Raw genomic sequence first — 15,217 nt, forward strand, 5'->3', positions numbered from 1 at the left:
CGGGATTTCTCTATTCCTTGCTACTATTCATCAAGCTGTCTAATTCGCCGTCCATTTTCATCATGGTCAGTTCGCTAAAACTGCCTATCCATTCCCCTTGCACGACAATCTGGGGCACGCTGCGAGAACCATTGCTGATTTGCAACATTTCCACCAGCCAGGCGCGATTCTGATCGACCCTTTTTTCTTCAAACGAGATGCCCCATTTGGTCAACAATGCCTTGCTACGCTCACACAACGGACAGGTGCCGGTGCTATAAATGACAACTGATGTCATAGTCGTATATCTCTCAAAGTCAGTAAATAATTTTCAGGAGAGGCCGAAGAATAGCATTTATTTGCGCAATTTACAGAGCTATCATGCCTGTAGATTCATTTATCGTAAAATGTTGGGTAAACCATGTACAGAGAAATTATCAATATCAGTCAAGGGCGTGCCGCCTCAGATGGCGCAGGCGTGAAACTTACCCGAGTTTTCGGCGGTAGTCGAAATGCAGAACAGACCGATCCGTTTCTTATGCTTGACGCCTTTGGTTCAGATGAAGCGGCAGATTATATTGCGGGCTTTCCCTCACACCCACACCGAGGCTTCGAAACAGTGACCTATATGCTGGAAGGACGAGTGCTGCACGAAGACCATCTCGGCAATCGCGGCTTGCTGCAAAACGGAGATGTTCAGTGGATGACTGCAGCGCGAGGCATCATACATTCCGAAATGCCGCAGCAGGAAGAAGGTCGCATGAGCGGTTTCCAGTTGTGGGTGAATCTACCAGCGGCTGAAAAATTAAAAGATCCCAATTACCGCGACATCGCCTCTGCCGATATCCCTACCCGTACAGTTGAAAATGTATTTTATAAAATCATCGCGGGAGATATTCAATTGGCTGGGGAAGCTATTCACGGCGCGGTGAGTGGCCTTTCCACGCGTCCTGTATTCGTCGATATTCATTTCAAAGAAGACCAGCATATTGAACTCGACATTCCCTATGACCACACCTTGTTGGTCTATGTGTATCAGGGACGTGCCAGTGGCGGCAGTCGCAAAATCGAGATTAGCAATGGCCAGCTCGCACTGTTCAATCGCGAAGGAAAACTGGCATTAGACGGAGATAAAGGAACACGACTGATTGTGCTGGCAGGCAAACCACTCAGAGAACCGGTTGTTCAATACGGTCCTTTCGTGATGAATACGGTAGAAGAAATCGAACAGGCCATCCAGGATTATCAGAGTGGTACACTCACTCAGTGATGGATTAGTCGAGCGAGGCCGATTGGCTTTGGACCTGTAATGGCACCATGAAACCGTCACCACCGACGCCTTGCCCAATTAGTGTAAACGACTTTCCGTTGAGCCACTGTCTGGCACTACCACTACCCTCTACCTGCCATTTCAGGGTGACACGCTTACCACCAGGAAGAACTTCAACAGTAAGAGGCATAAGACGCGACATCAAATCCAGTTCTTCAACGTCTTTCATGTGGAAATGAACATAATTCAGATCAACACCGCCGTGGTTTGTGAGCGTTATAGCAAGTTCGAGATCAGATTTTCCGGCAAAGCCGTCTGTTGCCGAAAGGACCTGGTGTTCCGCAGTGACAATACCTGCCTGAACAAGAGATGGAAGGAGTAGACACCCCAAGAGGATTGAAAACATTGTTTTTTTTGTTTTTGGCATAATTACCGCTCATGATTTGGGTGGAGTGAAACCCATGCTAGAAGCGACGCATGAAGCTCGGCTTATGCCTGTTAGTGTTTCAAAGCCCAGCTATAGGCATCGAGATCCAGCGCGATTTCGAGCAACTTGTCTGTACCGATCAGCAGTAATGCATGAACCAGGACTTCTGCATCACTCAGTCGCTGTTTTTGACAACCCGCCAGCTTGACCAGATAGCGAACCAAACCTGCATCCAGGCTAACGACATCCCCCAGCTCTTTTAGTGAGGCCTTATTATGGATAAGTGCTGATATACGCTTACCCAGGCTACGACGATCATAGTACGCCGCTTTCTTTTCAGACTTAGACATCATAGACTTAGCATTCAAAACGCTGTGTCGGCGATGAGAATTACAAATACTTGACATAATCGTGCTCCTTTCCTTCACTTGGGAATTATTTCCCAATCTACGTTTTATATGGCGGCGCGTCAGTGAAAAAGTGTAGACCTGATCTTTCGATTTTGTGACATTTTTCCCAAATGCCTTGAATTCATAGACTTAGTCCTGACACAGCAAAACTTTCATGGAAGGATTTCACGCGTGAACACAAAAGATAACACTTTGAATATATTTAGCTTTATTAAGACAGTAGTCGTGACTGGACTCTTGCTTGCGTCAGTTTCACTGCAAGCGGCGGTCGTTAAAACGGGCGATATAGTCGATATTCAATACACCTTGACGCTAGTCAATGGAAAACAGATCGCCGCCAGTCGCACCGGGCAGCCAATGCGGGTTGAAGTTGGCAAGAACACGACGTTTCCATTGGTAGAAATCACTTTACTGAACATGAAGGTTGGTGACGAAAAAAAGGTTATTTTACAGCCGAAGCATGCCTATGGGCTGATTGATCCAAAGCGTATTCGAACGGTTGATTTGAATAAGTTACCGAAAAAATCCCGCAAAGTAGGGGCGACACTGTTTGCCACTGCGCCTGACGGTAAAGAACAGGAAGTCCTGGTCCAGTCTATCAATGGAGACAAAGCCGTACTGAATTTTAACCACCCCCTGGCAGGACAGACGTTGTTTTTCAATATGAAGGTCTTATCCATAAAGCCTAAATGAAACCACTTTTGTTAACGCTGTTATTGCTACTTGCCAAAGTCGCGACTGCCGGCCCTTCAGGCCTTTATGTTTTTGGAGATAGTCTTTCAGATACCGGCAACTTTAAGCTCTTTTTGGGTGATTTATACAACGCCAATTTTGATGTCTACTACAATGGTCGTTTTTCCAACGGCCCGATTTACGCCGATTTTCTTGCGGAAACCTTTGGCCTTTCCATAAATCCTTCGCTGAATAATGGTAGCAATTACGCGCGTGGCGGAGCCACCGCTCGTGACTTGGATGAGCAAATTGACTGGTTTTTGAGGGTTTCCAACAATAGTGCGCCGCAGGACGGACTATATATCGTCTGGATTGGCGGAAACGATGTTCGGCTTATTGTAGATCAACAAAAAGAGCCGGAAAGTATTGTAGATACCGTCTCCGATCTCAAAAATGCGATTGTCCAACTCCATACGACAGGCGCACGCTTTATTCTCGTGCCAACAATCCCCGACCTGGGCCTAGCGCCTTACTATCGTGAAATCGATCAGACTCAGTCCACATTACCAGACGTCGCGACAGAGATTTCCGTTGAGCTTAACTTACAAGTGGAAACAATGCTTAAGGAGCTTGCCCTGGAGGGGATAGATACGATACGCGTCGACACTTTCGACATTATGCGCGAAATCAATGCCGATCCCGGTGTTTACGGATTTACAACAACAGATCTACCCTGTTTTTCCGGCAGTCTTTTGTCTACCGACAGTTCGACTTCTGAAATATGCGAATTCCCAGACGAGTATCTTTTCTGGGACACATTACACCCGACATCAAAAGCACATCGTATTATTGCGGACAAAATGATTGAAGCCATACCAGAGATTCAAAGACTTCCACAGGAAAAATGGTTTCTTGGACTAGATGCTTTAGAATTGGTGCTGATTTGTCTAATTTCTACAATCTTTCGAAGAAAGCAGCCGCCAGATTTACGGAGTCCATTACCGCATACAACATCTGGCGACTGTTAGGGCTGCTCTTTTACAAACATTCCATGCCGTCTACTTTCTTACATTAATCGTATTTGATGCTGCGTATACTGTTGATTAGAAATACCATATCTCTAGCGATCTCGCTTTTTCAAGACGTTGAATCTGAAAAATCCGAAACAACTTTTCGAGAGCCTGTGTTATTACACAGAATATCAACAGCATGAAAAAGGGAAAGGTGTTATTGAGGTATCAGAAACATTTCGTGATCGTGACTTCCCTTTCCCCCCACACGTTATAGTTTTTGTAGAATAAGTATACATCTCACTCATATTTGGTCAAGTTATTTGCTGTTTTTTACCTCATTTATTCCGACTGGTTCCTATTCAAAAGTAACGATACGTGTTGCAAGTGCTTTCTCTGTATTTCCCCCGTCGCAAATTTGTTTCTGTCGTGAACAAACAACAAGTTAAGTAATTTTCTGTTGCAACAAAACGTGACAGGTTCGTCACTATCAAATTGACCCAATCCATAAAGTTTTGGTTCACCTCTGCCGTTATGCAATGTCAGTAATAAAACTTAATACACCAGAACTGATTTCACATATCGACGAGGATTTCTAGAATGAAACGGATGGTAAGCCTGTTTTCCCTAATGATTATAATCGCCATTTTTAGTGGTTGTTCGGCAAAAATCAGTGGCGTTGTTCGTCTTATCGACGCGAACTCCACACCTATCGCAGACGAGGTTCCGAGTGGGATCGTTGTGAATATGATCAATACATCGGGATCGCTGGAGTCTGCTTCTCACTCTGTAACTACGAATGAGAAGGGTGAATTTATTTCAGAGAAAAAGAAAATTCTCCCTGGTGTATATAAAGTCGAAACGCAGCGTATAGGTTACAAAAGTACGACGCAAACCGTGGAAGTGGGCAAATTCAGCCACCGCAAGTTAGAACTGTTCCTAAGACAGATTAAAACTAACCGCTCCAGGTCTGTAAAAACCGATAACAGTGATGCGAACAAAATCATCAATCCTGGTGAAGTGAATATTCAGCCACCAAGCATGTAAAACGAGACACTGCTCAATTCACTGAGTATACGTCACATTTTTGTGCTTAAAAATTACATCGAAAATGGAGTCTAGTCATGTTGTCCCGCAATTTAATCTCTATCATAGTTATTGCGCTGTTTGCCCTGGTAAGCGCATGTTCTAACGATCCTGTTGAAGTCGGTATTGATATCAATGCGACATTCAATGGTAAACCAGTGGCTGATGCAAACGTCATAATCGACGAGCAAAACGCCGGGGTGACAGATGCCCATGGCCGTTTTAACACCATTATTATGCGCAAGGAAGACACCACTATTAACTTAAAAGTGGAAAAAGTGGTAGAAGGCTATCGCGTGAACAACTGGTCTAACCAGGTTAACTTCAATGATCAGTCTGGCGACAAATTCTCAATGCTTGCCGATCTTACCGGTACCCCTTTTATTACATTTAAGGCAGTGGACGGAAAGTCACCGGTTAAAGGCGCCAAGATCAAGCTTGGAAAAGATGTCATCGGTAAGACAGACGATAATGGCGAATTAGTTTATGACTTACCGGAAGTCAACGACAAGAAAGTTTCTGTAAGTTTAAGCAAATACGGATTCGACACTTTCAGTAAGAAACTCTCTTTTACACCTGGTGAAACCATTTCGGCCGCTATGCCTCGTCAATTACTTCTTCGCGTTGAGGTCAAGAGTGAAAAACTCAACGAGGAAGTTAATGTTAAAAATGCCGAAGTTTACCTGGGTAACAAATTACTTGGAAAAACAGACCAAAACGGACTTTTCCGTGTTGTACAGTCTGGTAAAAAGGGTAAGAAGGAACAATTGACTGTTAAGGCACCTGGATATCTTCCAGAATCCTGGTCAACAACGGTCAATCTTGAAGGCGAAGTCAAACACTCACACTACTTCTACCCTGTAAAGCAAGACCCTATACGCGTAGCGCTATTTCGCTTTGTGAGCAACACTGCAGGCGAAGATATTGGAACCATTCCGACGCGTTTCCAGAAAGAGATCGAAAGTCGCGTCAAACAGATGAATGGTTTCAATCTGGTGGACAACGATACGCTAATGGACTTATTCACCAAGTCAAAGCTTAGCCCAGAAGACTTAACTACCAAGGGCTGGGAAAAAACGAATATCTTTAACGAAGTCGATGTTATTGGCTTCGGTAGTGTTACTAAGGACTTAAAAGGCAAGTTCATTGTCGAAACAAAGTTCTATACAGCAGATGGACAAGTCGCGTTTAGCCAGATTGCCACCGCAAAGAACGGTGACAATATTGACCGCGCAGCAAAAGAAATCATGATTAATATGAAGGAATCATATCCCATCGTTGGACGAGTCGTTAAGGATTCTGGCAATGAATATCGCATCAATCTAGGAAACGATCAGTTTCCAATTGAAGACAAAAACGAGTTCGTTGTCTACAACCCCAGTTTTGACGAAATCGGAAAAATCACTGGCTACAAGGAAGTCGGTGGCATAAAAGTCACTAATGATAAGGATGACTATTCTGTCGCTGAAATAAACGGCATGAAAGCCGGCGTTAAACCACTGGTTGGAGCACGCGTTATACGTACCAACATGCTGGATGATAACAATAAGCAATTTGTTACCATTCTTGCCAAGAGTGATATCCGCGGTAACATTCAGCCACTTCAAGGCGTAAACGTCTATGTTGATGAAAAGTGGGTCGGAGCAACTGGCCGAGATGGCAAAGCGAAGATTTCTGTTCGTCTGAACAAGGAATACAAGGTTTCCATGTATCGCCACGGTTTCTCTCAAAAAACCGTTGAACTGGAAGTTGAGAAGAATGCTGAATTGAAAGAGTTCATGCTGGATTCTTACTATTCACTGTTGAAGGTCACTTCAGATCCAAGTAATGCGACTGTCTATATCGACGGTTCTTCTATAGGTACCACACCACTTACCGAAGGCAAGCCTGTATCGACTGGTTTCCATACCGTACGCATCGCAGCGGGTGGTGACTGGAGAGATTTCGAGGAAGTCATTGAGTTTAGTGCAAACGAAGTGAACTGGACCGGTGACCAATCGATTATGTTCCACAAAGACTATCTACGTCTGGGTGACAAGGCCGCTGCAGCAGGACGTGTAGACGAAGCTATAGCGCTTTACCAAAAGGCAGAGAAGGATCATCCGGATTATGCCGATATCCATCACAATCTTGCCCAACTCTATCTGGACGAGAAGAAGGATCCAACGGCTGCGGTAGCGGAGTTCGAAAAGGTTGTTGCGATTCCTGAAGTGCGTGAACTGATATACAAACACTTCTCGATTGCGTATACCAATCTAGGACATGCCTATCACGCACAGGCTGACAAAGTATTGCACACAGATAGTAAAGAGGCGGCACAACTTCTAGCCAAGTCTATCCAGACGCTGAACAAGGCGAAGGAAAACTCACGCTTCTTCCCTAACGATTTCTATGACGTGGCGGTACACGATACCTATTACTACATAGCTTTGTCTTATCAAAAACTTTACCAACTGTCGAAGAAATCTTCGATCATGACCAAGGCCGAACTTGCATGGCGTGACTATCTCGACTTTTTCCCTGAGAAGCTGGCGAACAACCCGGACTACGTTGCCAGCCGCGAATCAGTAGATACCTTCATGGAACAATTAAAAGGTAACTAAAACAATACTGTTTTCGAAAGGTTAACCCATGCGTTCTTTAAAGCTTACTGCTTTATCAGCCAGCCTGTCCCTGATACTGGGACAGGCCTGGGCTGAAAACCCAGACGTTGAGGCAGCTGCTGCCAGCAAGACTGGCGTAATTGTTCGTGACGAAGTACCGACTGTTAAAGTGACCACGCCTCATACCAAATTACCGGTGGCTTCACCACGAAGTAATTTCGTTGAAGAGTCTTTGGCGAAACAGTCGGCACAGACGCCGAAAACCGTTACTCAACAACATACGACGGTAAATGATGACGCAGAAAACGGCGTTATGGAACAAACGGACGACACGCTATCGCCTGCAGTGGTACAGGAAGTAAAGCCGGAAAGTAAATCGCCGCCGGTAGTTGCGCAGACCGATGAGGATGATTCCCCGAGTCAAAAGGTGATCATTCCTGAATTCGTTCACAAAATCGAAACTGGCGAGAGTGGCTACAACCATTCGAATCCTACCTGGACAAATGATGGTTCGATGTTGGGGTTTGAGCGTCACGATGAACGTAACAAAGAAATCCTCATCACAAAGGCAGATGGAGAAATCGTTCAAACCGTAAAGTATCAGTCAGACGAGGGTGACGATTTGGGCCTCGGAGCGTTACTACCCGACTTCGCTGAAAACGTCAGCTATAACGCTGGCCTGTCGTGGTCACCTGATAACCAACAGTTCATCTTCATGAGTAATGGCTCGGAAGCCAATTATGATTTGTACATGGGCAGTATGGGACAAGAAAATCTGACGCGTCTGACGGACAACTCTGAAAAAGATGGTCACGCGAATTGGGCTCCATCTGGTGCTAGCGTTGCCTTCATTTCAGGACGCGGTGGAAATGCGGACATTTACCTGCTCGATACGATGACAAAACAAGTCACGCAATTGGGCAAAAGCACGCAGCCGTTTCTCTACCCCACCTGGTCACCGAACGGTACGCAACTGGCGGTGATTCACGGAAGCAATGAAAATCACAACATTTTCATTTATGACAACGTGCCCACCATCAACACCCAGCGCAAGTTGATTAGTTGGGACTACGATGACTTACGCCCGATGTGGTCGCCAGATGGGAAATACGTTGCCTTCTATACAAATTACAATGATCAAAACGATCCAAAACTATGGTCAATAGCGGTCGTCAACGCAAACGAGCACGAACTTAAAACGGTAGCTGAAATCGCACCTCTTGTTGTTGCGACCAACATCATACCCGACGTTGACAAAGGACCATCTTGGACACCGGATAGCCGTCATTTGGTATTCGTTGAAAACAATCGAAAAAAATATAATCCAATCATGATTGTAAATGTGGACACCAAGTCTTCCTATGAAGTGAAGACGGAAACACGAATTAATCACGATGTGAGTTGCTCTAAACAGGGAATTATCGCTTTTAGATCACAGGTAGATCAGTGGGATCATATCTTTGTGGCGAAAATTCCTGATTTGAACAATCTTGCACAAAATTCGATCGAAAACTAACAGGTGTAACAACATGCGCAATATTTTAGCCATAGTAGTCACAGCGATCTTCTTGCTCAGCTCTGCGAATGCAGCTGATAAGAATGTCGCTAAGGCGATGAAGGCCTTTGAAGGTAAGGAATACAATCGTGCGATCTCAATATTGTCGCCTGCACTACCTAACCTGTCGGGTGAGGATAAGGATCTAGCTAATCTCAGTCTAGGTATTGTGATGTTGAAAAACGGCGAATTACATCGCGAATTTTTCCGTTCATCAATAGACGGTAACATCGAGTATCTTTCTGGACTACATGCGGCAAAATCCAAACGCAAGAGTACGCTTGCGCCTCTCTATCTGGGTGAAGCCTATCTTCATAAAGGCGACTATCGCAATTCAATTAAATACTTTTCAAGTGGACTCAAGACGAAAAGTCTCACAAGTGAACAGCGTGATGTGGCAGAGAGCCTGCTAGGACTTGCGTTTTATAAGAGCGGCAACAAGGCCAAGGCGAATAGCACCTGGGAAAGCGTAAAAGGCAAATCATCTGTCGTAGATACCACGCTTCTGGCGGCAAAACACCGGGCCGGACTAAAAGTGACATATGATGTTAACAGTCTGCATCAACGGTTTGTTAAAGAGGATAGTGCCAGCACACCAGTATCCTCCAGACATATTTCCAATCTGGTGTACTTGTTTACCGAGGCTGGCGACTACGACAAGGCACTGAACGTCCTTGAATCGAGTCAGGTCGATAGTCCCTCCGACCGTGAGATATCGAAAGACGACAAACAGATATCTTTTTATGACATCGCAATACTCGACAACATTTCCAAGTTGATGAAGTCCGCCAGCGTTAAGCATTTAGAGCTTGCCAGTTCTTCTCCAAAACTGGGGTCAACAGCAAACTTCTATTTGATGGATTCCGGTGTGATTTTCGGAGACGCTCAGCGTATAACACAGGCATCGAATACTTTGGCCAGCATGCAACTACCTAAGTCATTGGCTAAATACACCCCAGTAAAGGTAAAAGCTGGCGACTATATGGGCGGGCAAAAAACCAAAGCAACAGACGCCTGGAAACAAATTATCAGTCAAAACAGCTCCGACCCCGCCATGTTGGCCGAGGTATTGAGTATGTGTGTTTACACAGAAGCCGACTGTAAATCTGCGTTGGACTCTGCCCGTTCGGTATCTGCCACAGGTCAGGGACGAAAATACACCGGTATTAACGCGGCGATAGGACGCTACCTGTTGAAACACAACAACGCAAAACAAGCGTTGGAATATCTGGAACTTGCACGAGACAAGAGTAACAAGAACAAGATTTCTGCGAATGATCCCATGCTATTGGTGGACCTCGCCGAAGCCTATCGTTCAGAGAAAACGTATTCTGAACATCTTGAAATTTATTTTGAAATGAATCACCACTTCCCTGTGGTTCGCCAAATACAGGAAGCGGTTCAAGGGACATACGCCACGCAACAAAAAAGCGCTGGCGATGTGAAAATTTTCTAATTGAGTTGGCAAATCAAATTAGCTATCGGAGAAAAAGAGAGGCACATATGAAAAGGAGAGTAATCTACAGTGCGGTTGCCCTGTCAGTAATGATGGGTCTTCAAACACTGACCCCTAATGTAGCATCGGCCGGGAGCGAGAATCTGAGTTATGGTGAGTACGGACGTCCGGCGGCTCTTGATCCGATCACTACTAATGACATGATTTCTTTGCGTATCACCGAGCTGTTGTTCAACGGCCTTGTCGGTATCGACAAGAAACAACAAATTGTCCCTGAACTCGCTGAAAAATGGGAAAGTGATGCAGAAGGTAAAGAATATACCTTCAACTTGCGTAAAGACGTCAAATGGCATCCAAAAGAAGGAAATCCAGCACAAGGATTTTCTGCTGACGACGTCGTATTTACGCATAAAATCATGATGCACCCCAAGACGGTTACTCCGTTAAAGGTACGCTATGAATTCATCGAGGAAGTTCAAAAGATCGATGACTACACGGTCAAATTTATTTTAAAGCGCCCTATCCTGAATGCGCTTGGTAAATTTACCTTCAAGATCATCCCCAAGCATGGTCCTGCAAATCCGGTTTACCTGACGCGTGATGATGCTTTTGCTCAGAACCCAATCGGTACTGGTCCTTATATGCTGGAAAAAATTGGTAATGACCGTGAGGTCGTATTGACTGCCAATCCAGACTATTTTAAGGGCAAGCCCAAGTTAGAAAAATTTGTGGCCAAGCCTTTTGCAGACCAGAACATTATGAACCAGGCTTTGACCTTTAACGCCATCGATATGGTTGTTTTGGTTAACCCTCGTCATATACCTGAACTTCAGGGTGACAAGCGCTTTATCCTACAACCGTATAACGCGCTTTCTTACTCGTTCTTTGGTTACAACTCGCGCAATCCACTTCTCGAGGACAAGCGCGTACGTCAGGCGTTTTCACTCGCGATCAATCGCGACGAGATGCTGCGCTCGTTCTTTAATGGTCAGGGTACGCTTATTTCCGGTCCATTTGCACCCGGTAGCTGGGCATACAATCTGGATGTAAAACCTCTGCCATATAGCACAGAAAAAGCCAAAGCCTTGTTGGAAGAAGCAGGTTTCACGATGGGCGCTGATGGCATCATGCAGAAAGACGGTCAACCGTTGTCTCTCAGCCTGCGCGTACCTATCGCCAAAGAGAGTGAATCAGTCAAGCGTGTCGTACTGGCATTCAAAAATTACCTGAAGAAGGTCGGCGCGGACATCCGAGTTGAGTTCCTCGAGTGGCAAGCCTGGAAAGAATCAATATTCCAGAACCATGATTTTGACATCATGTTTGCTTCCTGGGTATTCGATGACTCAGCGGATATTTCCTCGCTGTTCCATTCAGCAGAAGTTGGCGCATGGAAGAATAACTTTGGCGGATACAAAAACAGTAATGTGGATAGCTTAATTGTAGAAAGTAAGATGACACTCGATCACGAGAAGCGTCGTACGATCTATCGCAAGCTACACTCTATACTGGCCGACGAAGCACCTTACACCTATCTGTGGACGTTGACTAACTACGCGGCTTATCACAAAGACTTGCGTAAAGTTGAAATCCATCCTTACAAGTTCTTCTCGTTCGCAGACGAGTGGTACCGCAAACAGTAAGATGCAAACAGGGCTAATGATGGCAACATCATTAGCCCATTTTTTTGTGCCTTAAGAGGTCTCCCGTATGAATTACAAGCAAATAACCGGCGACATGCAAAAACTCGGATTGCCGGTTTGGATAAATAACGCTCTGAATAAAATTCCGGCTCACCGGCTTGGACCGATTATGGAAACAATTACCAGGGAATCATTGATGACGATAGCGCTTTTGTTTGGCGTCAGTATCGTCGCGTTCAGTATCCTGTTCATGGCACCGGGCGATCCGTTCGCCGTATTGCTTGGCAATCAGGGTAGTGTTGCCGCTAGTGGCGAACTGAAAGAGTCTCTCGGAATTTCAAGTTCCTGGATAGGTCAGTATACGACCTGGCTAGGAAACATGCTCCAGGGAGATTTTGGTACATCAATCCGTTCGGGTGAACCTGTTCTTCCAACTGTGATAGAAGTGACCATCAATACACTTAACCTCACCCTGGCAGCCATATTCGTTACACTTTTGATTTCTTATCCTATCGGGCTAATTTCTGCTTTGCGCAAAGACCCGATGGTGACAACGCCGATCAGTATATTTGCCTATGTTATTTCATCACTGCCCATCTTCTGGATCGGCTATATGGCCGTATTTATTTCGGTAAATTACTTCGATTACTTCCCACTCGCCTCCTCTTTTGGCGATGGCGATGAGTTTCAGTGGATTAAATTCCTGTTTCCCGTTCTGGTGCTTGGCCTGGGTAGTGGTCTGATCAGTGAAGTCGTGCGTCACGTGCGCTTTGAAATTTCGCGGGTAATGGAAGAAGAATACATCCGCACCGCGCGCGCCAAAGGCGCGAAAGTGTGGAAGCATGCAATGAAAGAAGCATTCATTCTACCCATCACCGAGATCGTATCCAGCAAGATTCCTTTCTTTCTTGGCGGCGCGATTATTGTCGAACAGATTTTTAACTGGCACGGCATGGGACGCATGGCCTGGCAAGCTGCGCAAGACCGCGACTTTCCCGTGATTCTCTGTATTACACTTGTCGCCGCCCTACTGGTGCGTGGTGGCAGTCTTTTACAGAAAGTGATTTATATCATTGTCAATCCACGTGCATCACACGAATAAAAGGGGTTAACAACTATGCGTACGACTTATGTACATTCACCTATCAGCCTGGAAGATGCACAGCAGCGTTCTGTCTGGCGCAGAGCTGATCGCGTTGATTTAATCTATATCGGCTATGGTTTGGTGGTATTGGCAACCGTACTGGTTTCCTACTTTCTCGGTGCCTTCGACCTGCTTCCTTATGATCACGAGGAAATGGATCTGGAACTGATGATGGCTGGACCGATGTCTGAGGGACATTTTCTCGGTACAGACTTTATGGGTAGAGATATGTTTACCCGTCTGGTTCTGGGTACCCAGGCCTATTTTCTTCCTGGCCTGCTCGCAATCTTTATCTCGTTGACGCTGGGTTCACTCCTCGGTGTACTCGCAGGATACGAAGGCGGTAGAACTGACAAAGCTGTAACTTACCTCAACAATCTGATCGATTCATTTCCGCGTCTGGTTTTGATACTTCTGGTAGTTGCGGCATTCAAGCCGAATATCTACTACATCATGATCGTGGTTGGTTTGACGAACGCGCCAATTGTCGCGGCGTTGATCAAGAACAAAATTCTTTTCCTCAAGCAAAAGAATTTCGTCGAGTCCGCGACTGCAATGGGTTTACCCAAGCACATTATCATTTTCAAACACATACTTTGGTATAACTGCCGTGCGTTACTGATTATTCAGGCAACGCTAGGCATGGCGGAAGCCATACTCATGGAAACGAGTCTGAGCTATCTCGGTTTCGGTGTACAGGAACCGGTGCCCTCCTGGGGAAACATGGTACAGGCAGGCTCTAACTATCTTCTACAGGGACACTTCTGGCCATCGACTGCGCCAGCACTCGCCATACTCCTGACCATACTCGGATTTCACCTGCTGGGTGATGGTCTGAACAACGTTCTGGAAGGTAAGAAACGATGAGCACACCACATCTGCAAATACAGGATTTACACACTTACTTCTTCTCGAAACAACGCAACGCCTTTATACACTCAGTAAATTGCGGCAACATGGACGTGATGAAGGGCGAGACCCTCGGCATTGTTGGTGAAAGCGGTAGTGGCAAGAGTATCACCATGATGTCGGTGATGGGATTGATCTCGGCCAATCCAGGCGTACTCAGCGGCAAGGTCACCTTACACGGTAAAAATGGCGCGCTTGATCTACTACCCGACCTCGACAAATACGTCGAAGTTGAAAAAGAGAATGGCAAAATCGTCATTGCACGTAAAGACGTGCATGGCTGGAATAAGCAGGTCAATCGCATCATGAAAAATATCTGGAGCAAGGAAGTCTCCATGATTTTTCAAAACCCCAAGGCCGCTTTCAATCCGTTTGAAACTATTGGTAGCCAGATAACGGAAGCGATTATGCTTCATACGGGCATCACTAACAAACTGGAAGCCAAGGAAAAGGCCTTGTATTGGCTCGACAAGGTAAAGATCGACTCCCCTCGCCTACGCTACGAAAACTATCCATACGGTTTATCGGGTGGTATGGCGCAACGTGCGATGGTGGCCATGGCATTGGCATCGGAGCCAACTTTGCTAATAGCAGATGAACCGACTACCGGTCTTGATGCCACAATACAATCGAAGATCGTCGATCTACTGGAAGAATTGAAAGCATCACTAGGCATAACACTTATTCTGATTAGCCATGACATCAGCGTCATCTCGCGCCTGTCTGACAAGATCGCTGTAATGTACGGTGGAAACGTCCTTGAACACGGTTTAGCCGATCAGATCCTTGACCCGCATTCGAAAGACAAACATCCGTATACGCGCGCATTGCTAAATTCCATTCCGAATGAACACAATGTTCTGGAAGGTGGTTATCTGATGAGTATCGAAGGTGAAGTTCCCGACACCATCGATGTCCCACAGGGCTGTCGCTTCTTCGAACGTTGTCAAAGCAAGACCGACGCGATACGCGTGAAGTGCGCCGAACTCAATCCAGGTTTGTTCCAGTTGGACGCGCATCATCAAAGCCGTTGCTGGCTCTATGACAAAAAATAGA

General features: G+C 45.7%; 14 protein-coding genes. 11 read left to right on the plus strand and 3 right to left on the minus strand.

Annotation, left to right across the window (positions count from 1 at the left end; translation table 11 throughout):
- Window positions 1–10 precede the first annotated feature (10 nt).
- Window positions 11–277 carry a glutaredoxin gene (locus tag OEZ43_15075; GenBank protein MDH5546914.1) on the minus strand — a complete coding sequence of 89 codons (267 nt, stop codon included), beginning with the start codon at window positions 275–277 and terminating at the stop codon, window positions 11–13.
- A gap of 123 nt (window positions 278–400) precedes the next feature.
- On the opposite strand from OEZ43_15075, the gene OEZ43_15080 reads away from it, so the two are divergent.
- Window positions 401–1,249 carry a pirin family protein gene (locus OEZ43_15080; GenBank protein ID MDH5546915.1) on the plus strand — a complete coding sequence of 283 codons (849 nt, stop codon included), beginning with the start codon at window positions 401–403 and terminating at the stop codon, window positions 1,247–1,249.
- A gap of 4 nt (window positions 1,250–1,253) precedes the next feature.
- On the opposite strand, the gene OEZ43_15085 is transcribed toward OEZ43_15080, so the two are convergent.
- Both OEZ43_15085 and OEZ43_15090 read right to left on the minus strand, forming a co-directional pair.
- Window positions 1,254–1,655: a hypothetical protein gene (locus OEZ43_15085; GenBank protein ID MDH5546916.1), complete on the minus strand. Its 402-nt coding sequence runs from the start codon at window positions 1,653–1,655 to the stop codon at window positions 1,254–1,256.
- A gap of 92 nt (window positions 1,656–1,747) precedes the next feature.
- Window positions 1,748–2,083 (minus strand): hypothetical protein, encoded by a 336-nt coding sequence (locus OEZ43_15090; GenBank protein ID MDH5546917.1) that lies wholly within the window; start codon window positions 2,081–2,083, stop codon window positions 1,748–1,750.
- A 174-nt stretch (window positions 2,084–2,257) separates the two neighbouring features.
- On the opposite strand from OEZ43_15090, the gene OEZ43_15095 reads away from it, so the two are divergent.
- The 10 genes from OEZ43_15095 (at window position 2,258) to OEZ43_15140 (ending at window position 15,216) form a co-directional block, all read left to right on the plus strand.
- Entirely contained in the window at window positions 2,258–2,779 is a 522-nt protein-coding gene (locus OEZ43_15095; GenBank protein MDH5546918.1) for an FKBP-type peptidyl-prolyl cis-trans isomerase, read from the plus strand.
- Window positions 2,776–3,786, plus strand: a complete 1,011-nt coding sequence (locus tag OEZ43_15100) for an SGNH/GDSL hydrolase family protein (GenBank protein MDH5546919.1) — start codon at window positions 2,776–2,778, stop codon at window positions 3,784–3,786. Before OEZ43_15095 ends, OEZ43_15100 begins: the two co-directional genes overlap by 4 nt.
- Window positions 3,787–4,368: 582 nt before the next feature.
- Complete coding sequence (locus OEZ43_15105) at window positions 4,369–4,815, plus strand: hypothetical protein (GenBank protein MDH5546920.1); 447 nt, start codon at window positions 4,369–4,371, stop codon at window positions 4,813–4,815.
- A 77-nt stretch (window positions 4,816–4,892) separates the two neighbouring features.
- Window positions 4,893–7,457: a PEGA domain-containing protein gene (locus tag OEZ43_15110; GenBank protein MDH5546921.1), complete on the plus strand. Its 2,565-nt coding sequence runs from the start codon at window positions 4,893–4,895 to the stop codon at window positions 7,455–7,457.
- Between the two features lie 28 nt (window positions 7,458–7,485).
- Complete coding sequence (locus OEZ43_15115) at window positions 7,486–8,973, plus strand: hypothetical protein (GenBank protein ID MDH5546922.1); 1,488 nt, start codon at window positions 7,486–7,488, stop codon at window positions 8,971–8,973.
- Between the two features lie 13 nt (window positions 8,974–8,986).
- On the plus strand, window positions 8,987–10,468 hold the full coding sequence (locus OEZ43_15120; GenBank protein MDH5546923.1) for a hypothetical protein: 1,482 nt from the start codon (window positions 8,987–8,989) through the stop codon (window positions 10,466–10,468).
- Between the two features lie 47 nt (window positions 10,469–10,515).
- Window positions 10,516–12,108, plus strand: a complete 1,593-nt coding sequence (locus OEZ43_15125) for an ABC transporter substrate-binding protein (GenBank protein ID MDH5546924.1) — start codon at window positions 10,516–10,518, stop codon at window positions 12,106–12,108.
- 67 nt (window positions 12,109–12,175) lie between these two features.
- On the plus strand, window positions 12,176–13,210 hold the full coding sequence (locus tag OEZ43_15130; GenBank protein ID MDH5546925.1) for an ABC transporter permease: 1,035 nt from the start codon (window positions 12,176–12,178) through the stop codon (window positions 13,208–13,210).
- A 15-nt stretch (window positions 13,211–13,225) separates the two neighbouring features.
- Complete coding sequence (locus OEZ43_15135) at window positions 13,226–14,119, plus strand: ABC transporter permease (GenBank protein MDH5546926.1); 894 nt, start codon at window positions 13,226–13,228, stop codon at window positions 14,117–14,119.
- A complete protein-coding gene (locus tag OEZ43_15140) occupies window positions 14,116–15,216 on the plus strand; it encodes an ABC transporter ATP-binding protein (protein ID MDH5546927.1) in 1,101 nt (366 codons plus the stop codon). Before OEZ43_15135 ends, OEZ43_15140 begins: the two co-directional genes overlap by 4 nt.
- Window position 15,217: the final 1 nt, after the last annotated feature.

This window comes from Gammaproteobacteria bacterium (assembly GCA_029881255.1).
In the GTDB taxonomy this organism is placed as follows: domain Bacteria; phylum Pseudomonadota; class Gammaproteobacteria; order S012-40; family S012-40; genus JAOUMY01.